Source organism: Streptococcus fermentans (assembly GCF_040888305.1).
GTDB lineage: Bacteria > Bacillota > Bacilli > Lactobacillales > Streptococcaceae > Streptococcus > Streptococcus fermentans.
The window spans coordinates 114,044-136,425 of sequence record NZ_JBFNFG010000006.1; the positions used below are offsets into that span (position 1 = coordinate 114,044).

Consider the following 22,382-nt stretch of genomic DNA (forward strand, 5'->3'; position numbering starts at 1 on the left):
AATTAACATGGTTGTTAAGACAGTTGTTGAAGCACAAGATATTTTTGACAAAGCCTGGGAAGGCTTTAAAGGTGTTGACTGGAAAGAAAAAGCAAGTGTATCACGCTTTGTACAAGCTAACTACACACCTTACGATGGAGACGAAAGCTTCCTTGCAGGACCAACAGAACGTTCACTTCACATCAAAAAAATTGTAGAAGAAACTAAAGCACACTACGAAGAAACTCGTTTCCCAATGGACACTCGTCCAACTTCTATTGCTGATATTCCTGCTGGATTTATCGACAAAGAAAACGAAGTGATCTTTGGTATCCAAAATGATGAACTCTTCAAATTGAACTTCATGCCAAAAGGTGGTATCCGTATGGCTGAAACAACTTTGAAAGAAAATGGATACGAACCAGATCCAGCTGTTCACGAAATCTTCACTAAATATGTAACAACAGTTAACGACGGTATCTTCCGTGCCTACACTTCAAACATTCGTCGTGCTCGTCACGCTCACACTGTAACTGGTCTTCCAGATGCCTACTCACGTGGACGTATCATCGGTGTTTACGCACGTCTTGCTCTTTACGGAGCAGACTACTTGATGCAAGAAAAAGTCAACGACTGGAATGCAATCAAAGAAATCGATGAAGAAACAATCCGCCTTCGTGAAGAAGTAAACCTTCAATACCAAGCATTGCAACAAGTTGTACGCTTGGGTGACCTTTACGGAGTTGATGTTCGTAAACCAGCGATGAACGTTAAAGAAGCTATCCAATGGGTCAACATCGCCTTCATGGCTGTCTGCCGTGTTATCAACGGTGCAGCAACATCTCTAGGACGTGTGCCAATCGTATTGGATATCTTTGCAGAACGTGACCTTGCTCGTGGTACATTTACTGAATCAGAAATCCAAGAATTTGTTGATGATTTCGTTATGAAACTTCGTACAGTTAAATTTGCTCGTACAAAAGCTTACGACCAATTGTACTCAGGTGACCCAACCTTCATCACAACATCTATGGCTGGTATGGGTAACGACGGTCGTCACCGTGTTACTAAGATGGACTACCGTTTCTTGAACACTCTTGACAACATCGGTAACTCTCCAGAACCAAACTTGACAGTTCTTTGGACTGACAAATTACCATACAACTTCCGTCGCTACTGTATGCACATGAGCCACAAACATTCTTCAATCCAATACGAAGGTGTTACAACAATGGCTAAAGATGGATACGGTGAAATGAGCTGTATCTCATGTTGTGTGTCTCCACTTGACCCAGAAAACGAAGAACAACGTCACAACATCCAGTACTTCGGTGCTCGCGTTAACGTTCTTAAAGCTCTTCTTACTGGTTTGAACGGTGGTTACGACGATGTTCATAAAGACTACAAAGTATTTGACATCGACCCAATCCGTGACGAAGTTCTTGAATTTGAATCAGTTAAAGCTAACTTTGAAAAATCTCTTGACTGGTTGACTGACACTTACGTAGATGCTTTGAACATCATCCACTACATGACTGATAAGTACAACTACGAAGCTGTTCAAATGGCCTTCTTGCCAACTAAACAACGTGCTAACATGGGATTCGGTATCTGTGGTTTCGCAAACACTGTTGATACATTGTCAGCTATCAAGTACGCTACAGTTAAACCAATCCGTGACGAAAATGGCTACATCTACGATTACGAAACAATCGGTGAATACCCACGTTGGGGTGAAGATGACCCACGTTCAAACGAATTGGCAGAATGGTTGATCGAAGCTTACACAACTCGTCTACGTAGCCACAAACTTTACAAAGACGCAGAAGCTACTGTATCACTTTTGACAATCACATCTAACGTTGCTTACTCTAAACAAACTGGTAACTCTCCAGTCCACAAAGGTGTATACCTCAACGAAGATGGTTCTGTGAACTTGTCTAAACTTGAATTCTTCTCACCAGGTGCTAACCCATCTAACAAAGCTAAAGGTGGATGGTTGCAAAACTTGAACTCACTTGCTAGCCTTGACTTTGGTTATGCAGCTGATGGTATCTCATTGACAACTCAAGTATCACCTCGCGCTCTTGGTAAAACTCGTGACGAACAAGTTGATAACTTGGTAACAATCCTTGATGGTTACTTCGAAAACGGTGGACAACACGTTAACTTGAACGTTATGGACTTGAATGATGTTTATGAAAAGATCATGTCAGGTGAAGACGTAATCGTACGTATCTCAGGATACTGTGTAAATACTAAGTACCTCACTCCAGAACAAAAAACTGAATTGACACAACGTGTCTTCCACGAAGTTCTTTCAATGGATGATGCATTGAGCTAAGATTCATAAATAGTAAATCAAAAACCAGTCACTCTGACTGGTTTTTTTGTTATAAAAATTTTTTTTAAAAAATTAGTCAAATTTGGTCAAAGTTCTTGACTATTACTGACCAAAGTGATATACTAAGAACATAAGGATTAGGAAATCCTTAGAAAACCTTGATTTTAAGGTGATTGTTTATGTTATCTTAAGATCAAAGTATGGGTAAAACCTAGAAAAGAGGTACAACCTATGATGAACATTAGTATTTTTAGAAGTCCAATTACAAAACCTGTATTGGATAAAGAAAAACCTGAAATTATACGTAGAGTAGCAAATAGCTAGTCTAAATTTTTTAAAACAAAGGTCAGAGAAAGTCAAAACGGTTTGACTAAGTAAATTTGAAAACAAACGAGGTATGAAATATGAATAACAACTTTAATAACTTTAACAACATGGATGATTTATTTAACCAATTGATGGGCGGTATGCGTGGATATAGTTCTGAAAATCGTCGTTACTTGATTAACGGTCGCGAAGTAACACCTGAAGAGTTCGCTATTTACCGTCAAACAGGTCAACTTCCAAATGAAGGAAGTGACCAAGCACAGTATGTTCAAGGTAATGCTATGAAACAAGATGGTATTCTTGCAAAACTTGGACGTAACTTAACAGCTGAAGCTCGTGAAGGAAAGTTGGACCCAGTGATTGGACGTAATAAGGAAATTCAAGAAACATCTGAAATTCTTTCTCGTCGTACTAAGAACAACCCAGTCCTTGTAGGTGATGCTGGTGTCGGTAAAACAGCTGTAGTTGAAGGTTTGGCTCAAGCTATCGTGAATGGTGATGTTCCAGCAGCAATCAAGAATAAAGAAATTATCTCTATTGATATTTCAGGTCTTGAAGCTGGTACTCAATATCGTGGTAGCTTTGAAGAAAATATTCAAAATTTGGTAAACGAAGTCAAAGAAGCTGGAAATGTTATCCTCTTCTTCGATGAAATCCATCAAATCCTGGGTGCAGGTAGCACAGGTGATGGTCAAGGATCTAAAGGTCTTGCTGATATCTTGAAACCAGCTCTTTCACGTGGTGAATTGACAGTGATTGGTGCAACAACTCAAGACGAATACCGCAACACTATTTTGAAAAATGCTGCCCTTGCTCGTCGTTTCAATGAAGTGAAGGTCAATGCTCCATCTGCTGAAGATACCTTCAAGATTCTCCAAGGTATCCGTGATCTATATCAACAACACCATAATGTTATCTTGCCAGATGAAGTGCTGAAAGCTGCTGTTGATTACTCAGTACAATATATTCCTCAACGTAGCTTGCCAGATAAGGCTATTGACCTAGTCGATGTAACAGCTGCTCACTTGGCAGCACAACACCCAGTGACAGATGTACATGCTGTAGAGCATGAAATTGAAGAAGAAAAAGCTAAACAAGAAGCTGCAGCTGCTAAAGAGGATTATGAAGCGGCATTAAATGCAAAAATTCGTATTGAAGAACTTGAAAAGAAAATTGCCAACCATACAGAAGATCACAAGGTTACAGCGACTGTTAATGACGTAGCTGAGTCTGTAGAACGTATGACAGGTATTCCTGTTTCACAAATGGGTGCTACTGATATCGAACGTTTGAAAGATATGGGTCACCGTTTGCAAACTAAGGTTATCGGTCAAGATAAGGCTGTTGAAGCAGTAGCACGTGCCATTCGTCGTAACCGTGCAGGATTTGACGAAGGTAACCGTCCAATCGGTAGCTTCCTCTTTGTAGGTCCTACTGGTGTTGGGAAGACTGAGTTGGCTAAACAATTGGCTCTTGATATGTTCGGAACTAAGGATGCTATCATCCGTTTGGATATGTCAGAATACAGCGATCGTACAGCCGTATCTAAATTGATTGGTACAACAGCTGGTTATGTTGGTTACGACGACAACAACAATACTTTGACTGAACGTGTTCGTCGGAATCCATACTCAATCGTCCTTCTTGATGAAATTGAAAAGGCAGATCCTCAAGTGATTACTCTTCTTCTTCAAGTCTTGGATGATGGTCGTTTGACAGACGGTCAAGGTAATACTGTCAACTTCAAGAATACGGTGATTATCGCCACTTCAAACGCAGGCTTTGGTTACGAAGCTAACTTGACAGAAGATGCTGATAAACCAGAACTTATGGATCGTTTGAAACCTTACTTCCGTCCAGAATTCCTTAACCGTTTTAATGCTGTCATCGAATTCTCACACTTGAGCAAGGAAGACCTTTCTAAGATTGTTGACTTGATGTTAGTAGAAGTGAACAAGACGCTTTCTAAGAAAGAGATCGACTTGGCAGTGAGCGAAGCTGCTAAAGAATACATGACTGAAGAAGGCTACGATGAAGTCATGGGTGTTCGTCCACTCCGTCGTGTGGTTGAACAACAAATCCGTGACAAAGTCACAGACTTCCACTTGGATAATCTTGATGCTAAGCATCTAGAAGCTGACATGGAAGATGGTGTTTTGGTCATTCGTGAAAAAGCCTAAATCAAGATTTTGAAAATAAAAAAAGGACCAGTTGAAAAAACTGGTTCTTTTGTGTTAAATGACATGGCGTTCAAAGGCATCATCAGAGATTCCTTGTTGGAGAATCAATTTAGCCCATTCCTTAGCTGAAAATAGGCTGTGGTCCTTGTAGTTCCCGCAAGATTCAATGGTAGTTCCTGGGACATCTTCCCAAGTTGTTGTTTCTGCGATTTCCTTTAGTGAATCCTTGATGACAGCAGCGATTTCTGCACTAGTATGACGTCCCCACATAATCATATGGAAACCTGTACGACAACCAAATGGTGAACAATCAATCATCCCGTCGATGCGAGTACGGATGAGCTTAGCCAATAGATGCTCAATAGTATGGAGGCCAGCAGTAGGGATAGAGTCTTCATTTGGTTGAACCAAGCGAATATCAAAGTTAGAAATAATATCTCCCTTAGGACCTGTTTCTTCCCCAATTAAACGGACATAAGGTGCTTTGACAATGGTGTGATCAAGTTCAAAACTTTCAACAATAACTTCTTTTGACATGGCATTTCCTTTCAACTTTCTCCTTTCATTATATCATAAAGATTTACTTGAAAACTGCTAATAAAGAGATTTTTCAAATATGAATGCCATAAAAGAGTCTGACTGTAAAAAATAATTTTAAAATGGCAATTGTTTTCAATTCAATTGGAAAAATTCTGAAAATTGTATTGACACATGGCTGAAAAGGGACTATAATGTATAAAAAGTCAAAAGGAGTTTATTATGAAATTTTCAAAAGTAATGGCCCTAGCAGGAGTGACTCTGTTAGCGTCAGGTGTTTTGGCAGCTTGTTCAGGTTCAGGCTCTAGTGCAAAAGGTGAGAAAACTTTTTCTTACGTTTATGAAACAGATCCAGACAGCCTCAACTATCTGACAACAGGTAAGGCTGCGGTTGCTAATATCACAAGTAATGTCGTTGATGGTTTGATGGAGAATGACCGCTACGGTAACTTCTTGCCATCTTTGGCAGAAGATTGGTCAGTGTCTAAAGACGGGTTGACTTACACTTACACAATCCGTAAAGATGCTAAGTGGTACACTTCTGAAGGCGAAGAGTATGCACCAGTTAAAGCGCAAGACTTTGTAACAGGTCTTAAGTATGCGGCTGACAATAAGTCAGAAGCCCTTTATCTTGTTCAAGAATCTATTAAAGGTTTGGATGCTTATGTAAAAGGTGAAGTTAAAGATTTCTCAGAAGTTGGAATTAAGGCTGTAGATGATCAAACAGTTCAATACACTTTGAACAAACCAGAAAGCTTCTGGAACTCTAAGACAACCATGGGAATTCTTGCACCAGTCAATGAAGAATTCCTTACTTCTAAAGGAAGTGACTTTGCTAAAGCAACAGATCCAAGCAGCATCCTTTATAATGGTCCTTTCTTGTTGAAATCATTGGTAGCAAAATCTTCAGTAGAATTTGAAAAGAATCCAAACTACTGGGATAAGGACAATGTTCATATTGATAAAGTAAAACTTTCATTCTGGGATGGTCAAGACAATAACAAACTTGCAGAAACTTTTAAAGATGGTGGTTTCTCAATGGCTCGTCTCTTCCCAACAAGTGGAAGCTACTCTGAACTTGAAAAAGAGTTTAAAGACAATATCGTTTATACACCACAAGATTCTTCAACCTTCTTAGTTGGTACAAATATTGACCGTCAGTCTTACAAATATACTTCTAAGACTACAGACGAGCAAAAGACTTCAACTAAGAAAGCTCTTCTTAACAAAGACTTCCGTCAAGCCATCGCCTTTGGTTTTGATAGAACAGCTTATGCTTCTCAAGTTAATGGAGAAAGCGGAGCAACAAAACTCCTTCGTAACTTGTTCGTACCACCAACATTTGTTCAAGCAGATGGTAAAAACTTTGGTGAATTAGTTAAAGAAAAATTGGTGACCTATGGTGATGAGTGGAAAGATGTCAATCTAGATGACGCTCAAGATGGTCTTTACAATCCTGAAAAAGCGAAAGCAGAATTTGCTAAGGCTAAGACAGCTCTCCAAGCAGAGGGTGTTCAATTCCCAATCCACTTGGATATGCCAGTTGACCAAACTAATACTACAAAAGTTCAACGTGTTCAATCATTGAAACAATCACTTGAAGCAACGTTAGGAACTGACAATGTTGTCATTGACATTCAACAACTTCAAAAAGATGAAGTCCTCAATGTTACTTACTTTGCTGAAACAGCTGCTGGAGAAGATTGGGATCTCTCAGATAACGTTGGATGGTCTCCAGACTACATTGACCCATCTACTTACCTTGATATCATCAAACCGTCTGTAGGTGAAAATACTAAGACTTATCTAGGATTTGATTCTGGTACAAACAACGCCGCTGCCAAACAAGTTGGTTTGGAAGATTACGAAAAGATGGTTGTTGAAGCTGACAATGAAGTCACAGATGTTTCAAAACGTTATGATAAATATGCCGCTGCCCAAGCTTGGTTGACAGATAGCGCTTTGATTATTCCAACAACTTCTCAAACTGGACGTCCAATGTTGTCTAAGATGGTGCCATTCACACTTCCATTTGCTTACTCAGGTAACAAGGGAACAAGTGAAGCACTCTTGTACAAATACCTTGAACTTCAAGATAAGCCAGTAACTGCTGATGAATATCAAAAAGCTCAAGATAAATGGAAGAAAGAAAAAGAAGAATCTAATAAAAAAGCGCAAGAAGACCTTGCAAATCATGTGAAATAATAAAAAAGAGGCCGGACAAAAAGTCTGGCCTTTTGATACCCTTCCTGAGACTCTAGTTTAGCATGTTGATTATTGGTTTAATCCCTGCATTGAAGTAGTAGATTAGACTTTCTAAGTCACGCCCCTGTTCATAGATAAACTACATAAAAATAAGGTATCTTTTATCTATAATATTAAACAGTTTTCCCGACTATTTATTATGTGTTTGGGATAAGGTTGCGATTGAGGTATTTAACCTGTTCAGTTGTTTCTCTACATATTTTTAAAAAGTTTGATATAAACTATATAGAAAAAAACTGAGGTGTTATTCTCAGTTTTTTCTATATTTTATTGCTGTCTTCGTGGATTTTGTTGGGGTTGGTTTTGTTGTTGAGAATTTGCAGATGAGTTTGGTTGCGTTGCATTTGGATTAGTAGTGCCATTCGTAGTTTCGTTTGAAGAGCTTTCACTTTCAGTTGTTGAAGTTGAACTTGAGCTAGAGCTCTCTGTTGTCGAACTTTCTTGAGTTGACTGTGGAATCCAGTTGCTACGTGCCCCATTCTTGAAGATATAATCACCACTTCTATGAAGTCCTTCTGGCATTGTCCAATCACCAGGGTGATCGTCCTCTGCTAGATACTGCATCATAGAACGATAGATACTAGTGGCAACAGTAAAGCCATCACCAACGATTGGAGTAAGACGGTTTGAGTAACCAGTCCAGACCGCCATTGAATATTTACGGGTATAACCAACAAACATTTCATCTGGAGCAACAAATTGACTTGTTTTAATGTGGTTTTCAATCTCTTCATCAGTGTAGTTTGATGTACCAGTTTTACCTGCTTGTGGAAGCCATGAAATATAAGCGTCTCGACCTGTACCAGAGTATAATACTGTTTTCATCATTTCTGTCATCATATAGGCGGTTGTTTCTTTCATAGCACGAGTACCTTGATCAGAAAACTCTTTTGAACTACCGTCACTGAAGACAATTTTATTGATGTACATTGGTTTATAATAGATACCACCGTTAGCAAAAGCAGCATAGGCGGCAGCCATTTTTTCGCTGCTTGCACCGTATTTTCTATTTGATTCAGTTGTATTACTTGAAATAGCATTAGCATAGACCATCGTTGGATAATCGATTCCAAGACCGCTTAAGAAAGATTTTGCTTTATCTAATCCAACTTTATCAAGAGTTTCAACTGCTGGTACGTTCCGTGATTGTTGGATAGCTGTTTGTAGGGTGATATTGCCCAAATAGCCTCTATCCCAGTTGTAAAGAGGAGTGTTAGTACCAGGATAGTTGTAGGGAACATCTTTAAGCATATAAGCAGTTGAATCATAGATATCATACTCTAGTGCGGGAGCGTAGTCCGTGATTGGTTTCATGCTAGAACCCCAGTCACGGTTTGTTTCCACTGCTTGGTTAGTACCAAAGGATACATTGCTAGCTTGGTGACGAGATCCGAGTTGGGCAATAACTTTACCATTTGATACATCAACGATAGTAGAAGCTGCTTGGATATCATCATCAGGATAGTTTACGTATTGATCAGTGTTATAGACGTCCCAAAGGTGTTTTTGTACCTCTTGGTCGACGTTGGTATAGACTTCCATACCTGTTGTTAATAGATTATAACCTGTCTCTTGTTCTACTTGGTCAATAACCTCTTTAAGATAGTTATCCATGTACTGTGGATAGCTATTAATAGATTTTAGACTTTGAAGTCCATCTGTGATTGGAGTATTGATGGCTGTTTCATATTGTTCGGCTGTAAGGTATCCTTGCCTTTGCATTTCTGACAAAACAAGGTTTCGTCTTTCAAGGGCAGCTTCAGGATGAGAATAAGGATCGTATTGGTTTGGAGCCTGTGGCATACCTGCTAAGAGTGCTAGCTGAGGAATGGATAAGTCTTTGAGGTCCTTACCATAATAGTTTTCCGCAGCTGTCTGCATACCATAGTTACCATTTGACATGTAAACCTTATTGACGTAATAGGTCAATATTTCTTGCTTAGTTGCAGTTCGCTCTAGTTGGATAGCTAACCAAGCTTCTTGAACTTTACGGGATAGGGTTTGATCAGCTGTCGATGTTGAAAAGTAAGTTAATTTAATTAACTGCTGAGTCAAAGTTGATCCACCTTGAAGACCACTATTGCTTCGAAGGTTACGAAGGAATGCTCCTGCTATACGAATGCTATCAATTCCTCTGTGGTTAAAGAAACGGTGATCTTCGATAGAGACAATCGCATTGACAAGATCAGTAGGAATGTCACTACTTTGAGCATTGACACGACGTTCAGCACCCAAATCTGCGATTAGTTCATTTTTGCTATCATAAATTTTACTTGATGTAGTTGCAACAAGTTTACTCTCGGAAAGTTCAGGAGCCTTGTTTGCATAGTAAAGAAAGACACCGCCACCAAGCAGGAAAGCTGCGATAAATAAGCTAATCACACCAATGCCGAGGTATTTAGCGATGCGTAAGATAGTTTGTTTGTTCATATTGTTTTACCACCTAGTAAATGTTGTTTGACTGTCTCAAGGTAAGGAATTTGTGGAAAGGCAGACTGCTCAATCACATAACCGAATTCTTTGATATAGTCAAGCGGCATTGACTTTTTACCCATATCCTGATGATAAAAACGGATGAGGTCAAGTGCCGGCAATAAATACGTTTCTTGATAAGAAGAAAAATGAAGAAGGACAAAGCAAATCCCTTTTTGTTCAAGGACTTGTTCCATATGCCGAATCTGATGAGGATGGAAGTTCTTCATCGGAATAGCATGTTTTTGCTTGGTTTCCTTGGCTTCGAAATCGATGTAAAACCCTTCATAAACTCCAGAATAATCGGTAGTTGATGCTTGTCTAAAATAAGCTTCAACAATCTTAGCCCGACTACGTTGAGGATAGTCTACGCGGACAATCTGAACAGGAGTTGGTTTCTTGTGGATAACAGCTAAACCGTGTGTCAGATAATACTCGTTTGTAGCATTGATCATCTTCTCAAAGGTCATCCCACGATTTGCGAAATTTTTAGTTTGTGAGGTGACTTGTTGTTTTTTTTTCGATGGAAGTTTATGAGGATAGTTGACCATAATTCTCCTTATTGGTACAATAACATCACTCTATTATACCATAAAAGTGAACAGAAAGGGTGAAAAAATGCATACTGCCTTGGTTTTAGGCTATTCTAGCTTTGATTTAGGATTGTTTAATGACAAAGATATTCGTTTAAAAATTATTAAAAAAGCCATTCGTAGAGATTTGGAAAAAATGGCTGACGAAGGATTGAAATGGTTGGTATTTACGGGAACTCTGGGATTTGAACACTGGGTTTTAGAGGTGGCCAGAGATATGAAAGATGACTTTGGTTTCCAACTTGCAACTATCTTTGATTTTGAGACTCATGGGGAAAACTGGAATGAGGGAAATCAGATTAAACTTAGTGAATTTAAACAAGTTGATTTTGTAAAATACGCCTATCCGAACTATGAACACAAGGGTCAATTACGAGACTATCAACTTTTCTTACTTGAAAATACAGATGGTGCCTATCTTTTTTATGATGAAGAAAATGAAACAAAACTGAAGTATTTTTACGAACTGATGAAAAAGAAAGACAACTATATTACAAAAAGATTAACATTTGAGGAATTGAACGAAGTAGCTGAAAATTTTTCCGAAAATTGAACCTTTGACCTTGCTTTTTGTTTGCCTTTTTTTATATAATAATACTAGCAACTGAGAATGGAGAGAGACATGGCAAGTATTATTTTTACAGCAAAAGATATTTTTGAGCAGGATTTTGGAAGAGAAGTACGTGGATATAGTAAAGCAGAGGTTGATGAATTCTTGGATGATGTCATCAAGGATTATGAAACTTATGCGGCGTTAGTAAAGTCACTCCGTTTAGAAATTGCAGAGTTGAAAGAGGAATTGGCGAAAAAACCTCAAGTGACTCCAGTAGCTTCTGAACCAGCAGAGCTTGGAAGTACAACTTCTATGACAAACTTTGATATTTTGAAACGTTTGAATCGTCTTGAAAAAGAAGTATTTGGCAAACAAATCATGGATAATTCTGATTTCTAAGAATACTTCTGTTGTGCAATTTTTGGATAATCGCGTGAAGAGAGTTTCTTTTCATGAGGAAAGTCCATGCTAGCACAGGCTGTGATGCCTGTAGTGTTTGTGCTAGGCGAAACCATAAGCCTAGGGACGAGAAATCGTTACGGCAGTTGAAATGGCTAAGTCTTAGGATATGTCAGAGTAGACTTGAAAGTGCCACAGTGACGGAGTCTCTCTGGAAACAGAGAGAGTGGAACGCGGTAAACCCCTCAAGCTAGCAACCCAAATTTTGGTCGGGGCATGGAGTGCGCGGAAACGAACGTAGTACTCTGACTGCTAGCAGCTAGAGCTGCTAGTGGTAGACAGATGATTATCGAAGGAAGTGGTCCTAGTCACTTCTGGAACAAAACATGGCTTATAGAAAATTGCATATAGGTTGGGGCTGAGATATATTTCTCAACCTCATTTTTTAAAGTGCATAAAGAAAGGTCTATAAAAGACTGAAATGAAAACAACATTTAATTTAATTGCGACTGCTGCTGCGGGTTTGGAAGCTGTAGTTGGACGTGAAGTGAGAGATTTGGGTTATGATTGTCAAGTTGAAAATGGGCGTGTTCGTTTTCAAGGTGATGTTAAAGCGATTATCCAAACCAACCTGTGGCTAAGAGCTGCGGATAGAATCAAAATCGTTGTGGGAACTTTTCCTGCAAAAACATTTGAAGAACTCTTCCAAGGTGTTTTTGCTCTAGATTGGGAGAACTATCTCCCACTTGGAGCACGTTTCCCAATTGCCAAGGCTAAGTGTGTCAAGTCAAAATTACACAATGAGCCAAGTGTGCAGGCGATTTCTAAGAAGGCAGTCGTTAAGAAACTACAAAAACACTATGCACGGCCAGAAGGTGTTCCCCTGATGGAGAATGGTCCAGAGTTCAAGATTGAAGTTTCCATTTTGAAAGATATAGCGACTGTTATGATTGATACAACTGGTTCAAGTCTCTTTAAACGTGGTTACCGTACTGAAAAAGGTGGAGCTCCGATCAAAGAAAATATGGCAGCTGCGATTTTGCAACTTTCTAACTGGTACCCTGATAAGCCTTTGATTGATCCAACCTGTGGTTCGGGAACATTCTGTATTGAGGCGGCTATGATTGCGCGCAAGATGGCACCAGGTTTGCGTCGTTCATTTGCTTTTGAAGAGTGGAACTGGGTTAGTGACCGCTTGATTCAAGAAGTCAGAACTGAGGCAAGCAAGCAGATAGATCGAGAGATTGAACTGGATATTATGGGTTGTGATATCGATGGTCGTATGGTAGAAATTGCCAAGGCCAATGCCCAGGAAGCAGGAGTATCTGGAGATATTCTCTTTAAACAGATGCGCGTACAGGATTTGCGTACGGATAAGATTAATGGAGTTATTATTTCTAACCCACCTTATGGGGAACGTCTATCAGATGATGCAGGAGTAACTAAACTTTATGCTGAAATGGGTGAGGTTTTTGAGCCGCTCAAGACTTGGAGTAAGTTTATTCTGACAAGTGATGAAGCCTTTGAAAGCAAATATGGTAGTCAGGCGGATAAAAAACGAAAACTCTATAATGGTACTTTGAAAGTTGATTTGTATCAATATTTTGGTCAACGTGTCAAAAGAAATTTGACAGATTAGAAAGGAGCTGCCATGGATCAGAAGGATAAAAAAGAAGAATTGTTAGAACCGGAGAAAATCTCCCAAGAACCTCAGTTTGACTTTAAGGAAGCTAAGGATCTAACAGTTGGACAAGTTATTCGAAAAAATGAAGAAATCGAAGCAGGAGTAACTCCTGATGATACGATTTTGGACAAATACATTAAACAACACCGTGAAGAAATCGAAGCTGATAAATTTACAAACATTCAGGCGAAGAAAGATGAACTTCAGAGTCTAGATGATTTGATCCAAGATGCTAAAGAAACGATTGAAGAAGAGGTGGAACCAGTAGAAGAAGTCTCTGAATCAGAAAAGTTTGCTGAAGAAGAGGGAGTAGCAACTGAAGAAGTTCTCCTTTCGCCACTAGAAGAAACTTTAGTTATGGACAAAAATCTTGTAGAGGAAGTATTTGAACCAGAACAGGTAGATAATGAGGAAACTTCACAAGAAGAAACCCCAATTCTAGCTCGCTCTCTTCAAGAAGAGGATGAGCCACGACGCAAAAAACTGTGGATCATCTTGTCAGCTCTTTTAGCGATTATTGTCTTGATTATTGGGGGTAGCTACTACGTTTATCGTCAAATTACGCGTTCTTCCCAAGAAATTCAGTCTCAGTCATCTGATGCAGGTTTAGTGAGCAATCAAGCAATACTCGATCAATTTAACAGTCTCTATGACACTTTTTATACTGATGAGAATAAAACTGCCCTAAAAAATAGTCAGTTTAGTCAATTGAATCAGCTCAAAGAACTTTTAGATAAACTTGAGGGAGCTAGAGAGCATACTCTTGCTAAATCAAAATACGATAGTCTTGAAACACAAATCAAGGCAATTCAAGACGTTAATGCTCAATTTGAAACGTCAGCTATTACAGATGGTGTTCTAGATACAAATGCTAAAGTAAAGGCAGATGCTAAATTTACCGAAGTCAAGACTGGGAATACAGAAATTGATAAACTGCTAGATAAGGCTATTAGTCTCGGTAAGAGTCAACTTTCAAGTTCTACAAGCTCAAGCAGTAGTCAGTCAAGTTCATCAAGCCAAACAGAGTCAAGCTCAGCAACTGAAGGCAATGCTAGCAGCTCTGCTAATGCATCAACTTCAGCGGGTGAAACAGCCTCAGCAAATAATATCCTAAATAGTGGACTAGCAAGCAATGGTGTGAACCTACAAAGAAGTGTCAGTCGAGTACCGTATAATCAAGCTGCTGTTAGTGATAGTAGTAATCCTGCTTGGACTTTTGCAGATGGTGTCCTTGAACGCATTCTTGAGACTTCGCGTGCGCGAGGCTATATCACGGGTAATCAATACATTTTGGAACCTGTGAATATTGTTAATGGTAATGGCTACTATAATCTTTATAAACCAGATGGTACCTATCTCTTTACCCTAAATTGTAAGACAGGTTACTTTGTAGGGAATGGTTCTGGACATGCGGATGATTTGGACTACTAGTCAAATTGTTACAAAATTCTTTCTTTTCACAGATAAACATGATAAAATAAAACATATTAAACAAGAGGAGTGTCACATGACAAAAGCTAACTTTGGTGTTGTTGGTATGGCCGTAATGGGCCGTAACCTTGCCCTTAATATTGAATCTCGTGGTTATAGAGTTGCTATTTATAACCGTAGTAAAGAAAAAACTGAAGATGTGATTGCTTGCCACCCTGATAAAAACTTCGTGCCAAGCTATGATATCGAAAGCTTCGTAAACTCAATTGAAAAACCACGTCGTATCATGCTTATGGTACAAGCAGGACCTGGTACAGATGCGACAATTCAAGCCCTTCTTCCACACTTGGATAAAGGTGATATCTTGATCGATGGAGGGAATACTTTCTACAAAGATACCATCCGTCGTAATGAAGAATTGGCAAACTCAGGTATCAACTTTATCGGTACAGGTGTTTCTGGTGGTGAAAAAGGTGCTCTTGAAGGTCCTTCTATCATGCCTGGCGGACAAAAAGAAGCTTATGACTTGGTAGCAGATGTTCTTGAAGAAATCTCTGCAAAAGCTCCAGAAGATGGTAAACCATGTGTAACTTACATCGGTCCTGATGGAGCTGGTCACTATGTAAAAATGGTCCACAATGGGATCGAGTACGGTGATATGCAATTGATCGCAGAAAGCTACGATCTTATGCAACACTTGCTTGGCCTCTCTGCAGAAGACATGGCTGAAATCTTTACTGAGTGGAACAAGGGTGAATTGGACAGCTACTTGATTGAAATCACAGCTGATATCCTTGGACGCAAAGATGACGAAGGTCAAGACGGACCAATCGTAGACTATATCTTGGATGCTGCAGGAAACAAAGGAACTGGTAAATGGACTAGTCAATCAGCTCTTGACCTTGGTGTGCCATTGTCACTCATCACTGAGTCAGTATTTGCCCGTTACATCTCAACTTACAAAGAAGAACGTGTTCATGCAAGCAAGGTGCTTCCAAAACCAGCCGCTTTCAAATTTGAAGGCGACAAGGCTGAATTGATTGAAAAAATCCGTCAAGCTCTTTACTTCTCAAAAATCATCTCATACGCACAAGGTTTTGCGCAATTGCGTGTAGCTTCTAAAGAAAACAATTGGAACTTGCCATTTGCAGATATCGCTTCTATCTGGCGTGATGGATGTATCATCCGTTCACGTTTCTTGCAAAAGATTACAGATGCTTACAACCGTGATGCAGATCTTGCTAACCTTCTTTTGGATGAGTACTTCTTGGACGTAACTGCTAAGTACCAACAATCAGTTCGTGATATCGTAGCTCTTGCTGTTCAAGCTGGTGTACCAGTACCAACATTCTCAGCAGCTATCACTTACTTTGACAGCTACCGTTCAGCTGACCTTCCAGCTAACTTGATCCAAGCACAACGTGACTACTTTGGTGCCCACACATACCAACGTAAAGACAAAGAAGGAACCTTCCACTATTCTTGGTACGATGAAAAATAAGTAGGCCAAGCTATGGAGAAACGGATTTTATTGCTTGAAAAAGAAAGAAATCTAGCTCATTTTTTAAGTTTGGAACTCCAGAAAGAGCACTATCGGGTTGATCTAGTAGAGGAGGGGCAAAAAGCCCTTTCTCTGGCTCTTCAGACAGATTATGATTTGATTTTATTGAACTTTAATCTGGGAGATATGACGGCTCGGGACTTTGCTGAAAGGCTGAGTCGAACTAAACCTGCTTCTGTCATCATGATCTTGGATCATTGGGAGGACTTGCAAGAAGAGCTGGAAGTCATTCAGCGGTTTGCAGTTTCTTACATCTATAAGCCAGTCATTATCGAAAATTTGGTTGAGAGAATTTCAGCGATTTTCCGTGGACGTGATTTTATTGATCAGCATTGTAATCAGATGAAGGTGCCAACGGCCTACCGAAATTTGAGGATTGATGTTGAAAATCACACGGTCTATCGTGGTGATGAAATGATTGCTCTCACTCGTCGTGAATATGATCTCTTAGCTACACTCATGGGCAGTAAGAAAGTCTTAACTCGTGAACAATTGCTAGAGAGTGTCTGGAAGTATGAAAGTGCTACAGAGACCAATATCGTAGATGTCTATATCCGATATCTACGGAGCAAGATTGATGTCAAAGGTCAAAAGAGCTACATCAAAACAGTGCGTGGTGTTGGTTATACCATGCAGGAATAGAAAGCAGTTGCAGTTTTGTAACTGCTTTTTTTGAGCTTTAAATAAACGATCATCTTCATCGAAAATCTCATGAGGCTAAACCTGTGCTGTCTATCAGTTTATTTTTAAACAAATTAATTAGTCTTATCTGCCAGTTCAAAGCAAATTTTGAGTAGATTCTTGTTGGCTTAAATTTAATATATTGACGAAAGCAAAGACATTTGCTATAATCATTTTGGAGGATAAAAGAATGAAATTTTTGAAAAAAATGATGCAAATCGCATTAGCAGTCTTTTTCTTTGGTTTGCTAGCGACAAGTGCAGTATTTGCGGATGATGCTGATTCGGAAGGCTGGCAATTTGTCCAAGAAAATGGTAGAACCTACTACAAGAAGGGGGAACTCAAAGAAACCTACTGGCGAGTGATTGATGGTAAGTACTATTATTTTGATCCTTTATCTGGAGAGATGGTGGTCGGCTGGCAATATATTCCGTTTCCATCTAAAGGTAGTACAATTGGTCCTTACCCAAATGGTATCAGATTAGAAGGTTTTCCAAAGTCAGAGTGGTACTATTTCGATAAAAATGGAGTGCTACAAGAGTTTGTTGGTTGGAAAGCATTAGAGATTAAAACTAAAGACAGTGTTGGAAGAAAGTATGGGGAAAAACGTACAAATCCGGAAGATAAAGAAGAGAAGAGTTTTTACACGAACTATTACTTTAATCAAAATCATTCTTTAGAGACAGGTTGGTTTTATGACCAGTCTAATTGGTATTATCTAGCTAAAACGGAAATTAATGGAGAAAACTATATTGGTGGTGAAAGACGTGCAGGCTGGATAAACGATGATTCAACTTGGTACTATCTAGATCCAACAACTGGTATTATGCAAACTGGGTGGCAATATCTTGGTAACAAGTGGTACTATCTCCGTTCATCAGGAGCTATGGCAACTGGCTGGTATCAGGAAGGCTCAACTTGGTATTATCTAGATGCTGAAAATGGTGATATGAAGACAGGCTGGCAATATCTTGGTAACAAGTGGTACTATCTCCGTTCATCAGGAGCTATGGCAACTGGCTGGTATCAGGAAGGCTCAACTTGGTATTATCTAGATGCTGAAAATGGTGATATGAAGACAGGCTGGCAATATCTTGGTAACAAGTGGTACTATCTCCGTTCATCAGGAGCTATGGCAACTGGCTGGTATCAGGAAGGCTCAACTTGGTATTATCTAGATGCTGAAAATGGTGATATGAAGACAGGCTGGCAATATCTTGGTAACAAGTGGTACTATCTCCGTTCATCAGGAGCTATGGTGACAGGTTGGTTCCAAGCTAATGGTAAATGGTACTATGCTTATAGTTCAGGTGCCTTAGCTGTGAATACTACAGTAGGTGGCTACTACGTTAATTATAATGGCGAGTGGGTACAGTAATGAAAACAAGCGATTGTGAAAGGAAACAATCGCTTTTTTTGTGAAAATATAATAAAATAGAAAGGAATAAAGTTCTAAAATTTTATCTAGAAAAAGACGGTTTTCGTCTGATAGTAGGATTAAATGACAAAAGAAGTTGGTGTCGGTCAGGCACATAGTAAAATTATCTTAATCGGAGAGCATGCAGTGGTTTATGGCTACCCAGCCATTTCTTTGCCTCTTTTAGAGGTTGAAGTGACTTGTAGGGTAGTTCCAGCAGCGACACCATGGCGTCTTTTTGAAGAGGACACCTTGTCTATGGCTGTGTATGCTTCTCTCGAGTATCTAAATATCAAAGATGCTTGCATCCGTTGTCAAATTGACTCGGCTATTCCGGAAAAGCGGGGAATGGGGTCTTCAGCAGCCATTAGCATTGCAGCCATTCGAGCGGTATTTGATTATTACCAAGCGGAACTTCCACATGACGTGTTAGAGATTTTGGTCAATCGGGCGGAGATGATTGCCCATATGAATCCTAGTGGTTTGGATGCCAAGACCTGTCTTAGTGACCAACCTATTCGTTTTATCAAGAATGTTGGTTTTGAAGAATTAACCATGGATTTATCAGCTTATCTGGTCATTGCAGATACAGGAGTCTATGGACATACTCGTGAAGCTATCCAAGTCGTGCAGAGCAAGGGCAAGGATGCCTTACCATTCTTGCATGCGCTAGGAGAGTTGACCCAAGAAGCAGAAGAAGCGATAAAAACAAAAGATGCCGTGAAGCTGGGAGAAATTCTAACCAAAGCTCATGGAAATCTAAAAGAAATCGGAGTTAGTAGCCCTGAGGCAGATGCCTTGGTTGAAACTGCTCTCGAACATGGCGCTTTAGGTGCCAAGATGAGTGGTGGTGGTCTAGGAGGCTGCATCATCGCCTTGGTTGCTAATGTCAGTCAAGCACAAGAACTCGCAGAGAGATTAGAAGAGAAAGGAGCTGTTCAGACATGGATCGAAAGCCTGTAACAGTACGTTCCTATGCCAATATCGCTATTATCAAATATTGGGGTAAGAAAAAAGAAAAAGAGATGGTTCCTGCAACTAGCAGTATCTCTCTGACTTTAGAAAATATGTATACGGAGACGACACTTTCACCTTTGCCAGCAGATGCTAGGACAGATGAGTTTTACATCAATGGTCAGTTGCAAAACGAAGCTGAGCATGTCAAAATGAGTAAAATCATTGACCGCTACCGTCCTGAAGGAGCAGGTTTTGTTCGTATCGATACCAAGAATAATATGCCAACAGCGGCAGGTCTTTCTTCAAGTTCCAGTGGCTTATCTGCCCTGGTCAAAGCCTGCAATGCCTATTTCCAATTAGGGCTAGATTGTAAAGAATTAGCTTTGGAAGCTAAGTTCGCATCTGGTTCTTCATCTCGTAGTTTTTATGGACCTTTGGCAGCTTGGGACAAGGATAGTGGAGAAATCTATCCTGTCGAAACTGATTTGAAACTAGCTATGATTATGCTGGTCTTGGAAGACCAGAAAAAACCAATCTCTAGTCGAGATGGCATGAAACTCTGTGTGGAAACTTCGACAACATTTGATGAGTGGATTCGTCAGTCTGAACAAGACTACAAGGATATGCTGGTCTACCTCAAGGAAAACGACTTTGAGAAGGTTGGAGAATTAACAGAGAAAAATGCTCTCGCTATGCATGCTACGACAAAGACTGCAACTCCATCCTTCTCTTACTTGACTGATGCGAGTTATGAGGCTATGGATTTCGTTCGTCAGCTTAGAGAACAAGGAGAAGCTTGCTACTTTACCATGGATGCGGGGCCTAATGTAAAGGTTCTTTGTTTAGAAAAAGACTTGGAACATCTATCAGAACTCTTAGGTCAACGCTATCGCTTAATCGTTTCAAAAACAAAGGATTTGAGCCAAGATGACGATTGTTAAAACTTGTGGGAAGCTCTATTGGGCTGGGGAGTATGCCATTTTAGAACCAGGACAGTTGGCGCTAATAAAGGCTATTCCCATCTATATGACGGCTGAGATTAAAATATCTGATGCTTATCGACTCTACTCAGATATGTTTACTTATAGTGTAGATATGCGATCGGATTCTTCTTATGCCCTGATTCAAGAAACAGTTGCCTTGGTGGAGGAATATCTGACTTCCCAAGGAGTTGACTTGCGTCCTTTTTCCATAGACATTCGTGGGAAAATGGAGCGTGAGGGCAAGAAGTTTGGTCTGGGCTCTAGTGGTAGTGTAGTTGTCTTGGTCATCAAGGCTATGCTTGCTTTCTATGAAAGACCAGCTGAAAGAGACCTCTTATTTAAATTGGCGAGTGCAGTCCTTCTCAAACGTGGGGATAATGGCTCTATGGGAGACATCGCCTGTATCGTTTCAGAAGACCTGGTCCTCTATCAGTCTTTTGATCGTGAGAAAGTGGCACAATGGCTAGAAAAGGAAGACTTGCCAACTGTATTAGCACGTGATTGGGGCTTTTCTATTAGGAGTGTTGAACCGGCCTTGGACTTTGATTTTTTGGTTGGTTGGACCAAGGAAGTAGCTGTGTCTAGTCATATGGTCAAGCAAATCAAGAATAATATGAACGCTAGCTTCTTGCAGGCTTCAAAAGAAACAGTAGCTAACTTGGTAAAGGCTTTGCAGACAGGTCAAGAAGAAACCATTATTGCCTTGTTAGAACAAGCCAGCCAACTTTTAGAAGGTTTGAGTTCAGATATTTACACCCCTTCTCTCAGACAATTAAAAGATGCAAGCAGAGACTTAATAGCTGTCGCAAAAAGTAGTGGTGCTGGTGGTGGAGACTGTGGGATAGCTCTCAGTTTTGACCAAGATTCGACCACATTACTGAAAAAACGCTGGGCTGATCTAGGAATTGAGCTCTTGTATCAAGAAAGGATAGGACATGACGACAAATCGGAAGGATGAACACATCCGCTATGCCCTTGAACAAAAAAGTTCTTATAATAGTTTTGATGAAGTTGAATTGATTCATTCTTCGCTACCCTTATATGACTTAGATGAGATTGATCTTTCGACAGAATTTGCAGGGCGCAAATGGGATTTTCCTTTTTATATTAACGCCATGACAGGTGGGAGTGACAAGGGCAGAGAAATTAATCAAAAATTGGCCCAGGTGGCAGATGCTTGTGGGATTTTATTTGTGACAGGTTCTTACAGTGCTGCACTTAAGGATCCATCAGATGATTCTTTTTCCGTGAAGTCAAATCATCCTGACCTCCTTCTTGGAACAAATATTGGCTTGGATAAACCTGTAGAACTAGGATTACAAACAGTGAAAGAAATGAATCCTCTTCTCTTGCAAGTTCATGTCAATGTCATGCAGGAATTACTTATGCCAGAAGGTGAGCGTCAATTTAGATTGTGGCAAAATAATCTGAAAGATTATGCTGATCAAATCTCAGTTCCTCTTGTTTTAAAAGAAGTCGGTTTTGGTATGGATGTGAAGACCATTTCTAAGGCATATGAGATGGGGATACGTACGGTTGATTTGTCTGGTCGTGGGGGAACTAGCTTTGCCTATATCGAAAATCGTCGTAGTGGTCAACGGGACTACCTCAATGATTGGGGGCAATCGACCATGCAGGCTCTTATCAATGCCCAGGACTGGAAAGACAAGATGGACCTTCTGGTAAGTGGAGGAGTTCGCAATCCACTAGATATCATCAAATGCTTGGTCTTTGGAGCAAAGGCAGTTGGGCTTTCACGCACCATGTTAGAGTTGGTTGAAAACTACCCAGTGGATGTCGTTATTTCCATTGTTGAGAGTTGGAAGGAAGACCTACGCTTGATTATGTGTGCCCTTAATTGTAAAAGAATTGAGGATTTGCAAGAGGTCGACTATCTCCTTTACGGAAAATTAAAAGAAGCAAAAGATCAACTATAAGGAGGTCGGGATTTTGGTCCCGGTCTCTTTATCATTCCGGCTCTTTGTCAACTGTAGTGGGTTGAATAAAAGCTAACATCTG

General features: G+C 39.9%; 17 protein-coding genes and 1 other RNA gene. 15 read left to right on the top strand and 3 right to left on the bottom strand.

Features of this window, described 5'->3' with window-relative positions; all coding sequences use genetic code 11:
- Positions 1-7 precede the first annotated feature (7 nt).
- Positions 8-2,323, top strand: coding sequence for a formate C-acetyltransferase (gene pflB / locus AB2B50_RS07035; RefSeq protein WP_075227578.1), 2,316 nt, complete (start codon positions 8-10; stop codon positions 2,321-2,323).
- A 404-nt stretch (positions 2,324-2,727) separates the two neighbouring features.
- A complete protein-coding gene (locus AB2B50_RS07040; protein ID WP_320692767.1) occupies positions 2,728-4,830 on the top strand; it encodes an ATP-dependent Clp protease ATP-binding subunit in 2,103 nt (700 codons plus the stop codon).
- 54 nt (positions 4,831-4,884) lie between these two features.
- Here AB2B50_RS07040 and AB2B50_RS07045 read toward each other — a convergent pair whose 3' ends face one another.
- Entirely contained in the window at positions 4,885-5,367 is a 483-nt protein-coding gene (locus AB2B50_RS07045) for an S-ribosylhomocysteine lyase (RefSeq protein WP_006151868.1), read from the bottom strand.
- Positions 5,368-5,589: 222 nt separating this feature from the next.
- On the opposite strand from AB2B50_RS07045, the gene AB2B50_RS07050 reads away from it, so the two are divergent.
- On the top strand, positions 5,590-7,572 hold the full coding sequence (locus tag AB2B50_RS07050) for a peptide ABC transporter substrate-binding protein (protein WP_320693310.1): 1,983 nt from the start codon (positions 5,590-5,592) through the stop codon (positions 7,570-7,572).
- A 327-nt stretch (positions 7,573-7,899) separates the two neighbouring features.
- Here the strand turns inward: AB2B50_RS07050 and pbp1a are convergent, their stop codons facing one another.
- Complete coding sequence (gene pbp1a, locus AB2B50_RS07055; RefSeq protein WP_320693311.1) at positions 7,900-10,062, bottom strand: penicillin-binding protein PBP1A; 2,163 nt, start codon at positions 10,060-10,062, stop codon at positions 7,900-7,902.
- A complete protein-coding gene (gene recU / locus AB2B50_RS07060; protein ID WP_316108871.1) occupies positions 10,059-10,655 on the bottom strand; it encodes a Holliday junction resolvase RecU in 597 nt (198 codons plus the stop codon). Before recU ends, pbp1a begins: the two co-directional genes overlap by 4 nt.
- Before the next feature lie 67 nt (positions 10,656-10,722).
- Here recU and AB2B50_RS07065 point away from each other — a divergent pair, with 67 nt between their 5' ends.
- The 12 genes from AB2B50_RS07065 to fni all read left to right on the top strand — a co-directional run bounded on the left by AB2B50_RS07065 (position 10,723) and on the right by fni (position 22,300).
- Positions 10,723-11,250, top strand: a complete 528-nt coding sequence (locus AB2B50_RS07065) for an SLOG family protein (RefSeq protein WP_320692764.1) — start codon at positions 10,723-10,725, stop codon at positions 11,248-11,250.
- Between the two features lie 69 nt (positions 11,251-11,319).
- Positions 11,320-11,649, top strand: coding sequence for a cell division regulator GpsB (gene gpsB, locus AB2B50_RS07070; protein ID WP_000146538.1), 330 nt, complete (start codon positions 11,320-11,322; stop codon positions 11,647-11,649).
- Between the two features lie 18 nt (positions 11,650-11,667).
- Positions 11,668-12,048, top strand: an RNA gene (rnpB, locus tag AB2B50_RS07075) — RNase P RNA component class B.
- Between the two features lie 82 nt (positions 12,049-12,130).
- On the top strand, positions 12,131-13,288 hold the full coding sequence (locus AB2B50_RS07080; RefSeq protein ID WP_320692763.1) for a THUMP domain-containing class I SAM-dependent RNA methyltransferase: 1,158 nt from the start codon (positions 12,131-12,133) through the stop codon (positions 13,286-13,288).
- A 12-nt stretch (positions 13,289-13,300) separates the two neighbouring features.
- Positions 13,301-14,764 carry a cell division site-positioning protein MapZ gene (gene mapZ, locus AB2B50_RS07085; protein ID WP_049510164.1) on the top strand — a complete coding sequence of 488 codons (1,464 nt, stop codon included), beginning with the start codon at positions 13,301-13,303 and terminating at the stop codon, positions 14,762-14,764.
- Between the two features lie 76 nt (positions 14,765-14,840).
- Positions 14,841-16,265: an NADP-dependent phosphogluconate dehydrogenase gene (gene gndA, locus AB2B50_RS07090; protein ID WP_320692762.1), complete on the top strand. Its 1,425-nt coding sequence runs from the start codon at positions 14,841-14,843 to the stop codon at positions 16,263-16,265.
- Positions 16,266-16,277: 12 nt separating this feature from the next.
- Positions 16,278-16,967: a response regulator transcription factor gene (locus AB2B50_RS07095; RefSeq protein ID WP_075229954.1), complete on the top strand. Its 690-nt coding sequence runs from the start codon at positions 16,278-16,280 to the stop codon at positions 16,965-16,967.
- A gap of 229 nt (positions 16,968-17,196) precedes the next feature.
- Positions 17,197-18,384, top strand: coding sequence for an N-acetylmuramoyl-L-alanine amidase family protein (locus AB2B50_RS07100; RefSeq protein WP_320692761.1), 1,188 nt, complete (start codon positions 17,197-17,199; stop codon positions 18,382-18,384).
- Between the two features lie 123 nt (positions 18,385-18,507).
- A complete protein-coding gene (gene mvk / locus AB2B50_RS07105) occupies positions 18,508-19,386 on the top strand; it encodes a mevalonate kinase (RefSeq protein WP_320692760.1) in 879 nt (292 codons plus the stop codon).
- Positions 19,368-20,321, top strand: a complete 954-nt coding sequence (gene mvaD, locus AB2B50_RS07110) for a diphosphomevalonate decarboxylase (protein ID WP_049510155.1) — start codon at positions 19,368-19,370, stop codon at positions 20,319-20,321. The genes mvk and mvaD overlap by 19 nt, the downstream gene beginning before the upstream one ends.
- A complete protein-coding gene (locus AB2B50_RS07115; RefSeq protein WP_320692759.1) occupies positions 20,308-21,321 on the top strand; it encodes a phosphomevalonate kinase in 1,014 nt (337 codons plus the stop codon). Before mvaD ends, AB2B50_RS07115 begins: the two co-directional genes overlap by 14 nt.
- Positions 21,299-22,300, top strand: a complete 1,002-nt coding sequence (gene fni, locus AB2B50_RS07120) for a type 2 isopentenyl-diphosphate Delta-isomerase (RefSeq protein WP_320692758.1) — start codon at positions 21,299-21,301, stop codon at positions 22,298-22,300. Before AB2B50_RS07115 ends, fni begins: the two co-directional genes overlap by 23 nt.
- Positions 22,301-22,382 lie beyond the last annotated feature (82 nt).

What these genes read in the sequence shown, in the direction of transcription:
- pflB (WP_075227578.1), top strand. Translation starts at nt 8, where the DNA reads ATGGTTGTTAAGACAGTTGTTGAAGCACAAGATATTTTTGACAAAGCC.
- AB2B50_RS07040 (WP_320692767.1), top strand. Translation starts at nt 2,728, where the DNA reads ATGAATAACAACTTTAATAACTTTAACAACATGGATGATTTATTTAAC.
- AB2B50_RS07045 (WP_006151868.1), bottom strand. Translation starts at nt 5,367, where the DNA reads ATGTCAAAAGAAGTTATTGTTGAAAGTTTTGAACTTGATCACACCATT.
- AB2B50_RS07050 (WP_320693310.1), top strand. Translation starts at nt 5,590, where the DNA reads ATGAAATTTTCAAAAGTAATGGCCCTAGCAGGAGTGACTCTGTTAGCG.
- pbp1a (WP_320693311.1), bottom strand. Translation starts at nt 10,062, where the DNA reads ATGAACAAACAAACTATCTTACGCATCGCTAAATACCTCGGCATTGGT.
- recU (WP_316108871.1), bottom strand. Translation starts at nt 10,655, where the DNA reads ATGGTCAACTATCCTCATAAACTTCCATCGAAAAAAAAACAACAAGTC.
- AB2B50_RS07065 (WP_320692764.1), top strand. Translation starts at nt 10,723, where the DNA reads ATGCATACTGCCTTGGTTTTAGGCTATTCTAGCTTTGATTTAGGATTG.
- gpsB (WP_000146538.1), top strand. Translation starts at nt 11,320, where the DNA reads ATGGCAAGTATTATTTTTACAGCAAAAGATATTTTTGAGCAGGATTTT.
- AB2B50_RS07080 (WP_320692763.1), top strand. Translation starts at nt 12,131, where the DNA reads ATGAAAACAACATTTAATTTAATTGCGACTGCTGCTGCGGGTTTGGAA.
- mapZ (WP_049510164.1), top strand. Translation starts at nt 13,301, where the DNA reads ATGGATCAGAAGGATAAAAAAGAAGAATTGTTAGAACCGGAGAAAATC.
- gndA (WP_320692762.1), top strand. Translation starts at nt 14,841, where the DNA reads ATGACAAAAGCTAACTTTGGTGTTGTTGGTATGGCCGTAATGGGCCGT.
- AB2B50_RS07095 (WP_075229954.1), top strand. Translation starts at nt 16,278, where the DNA reads ATGGAGAAACGGATTTTATTGCTTGAAAAAGAAAGAAATCTAGCTCAT.
- AB2B50_RS07100 (WP_320692761.1), top strand. Translation starts at nt 17,197, where the DNA reads ATGAAATTTTTGAAAAAAATGATGCAAATCGCATTAGCAGTCTTTTTC.
- mvk (WP_320692760.1), top strand. Translation starts at nt 18,508, where the DNA reads ATGACAAAAGAAGTTGGTGTCGGTCAGGCACATAGTAAAATTATCTTA.
- mvaD (WP_049510155.1), top strand. Translation starts at nt 19,368, where the DNA reads ATGGATCGAAAGCCTGTAACAGTACGTTCCTATGCCAATATCGCTATT.
- AB2B50_RS07115 (WP_320692759.1), top strand. Translation starts at nt 20,308, where the DNA reads ATGACGATTGTTAAAACTTGTGGGAAGCTCTATTGGGCTGGGGAGTAT.
- fni (WP_320692758.1), top strand. Translation starts at nt 21,299, where the DNA reads ATGACGACAAATCGGAAGGATGAACACATCCGCTATGCCCTTGAACAA.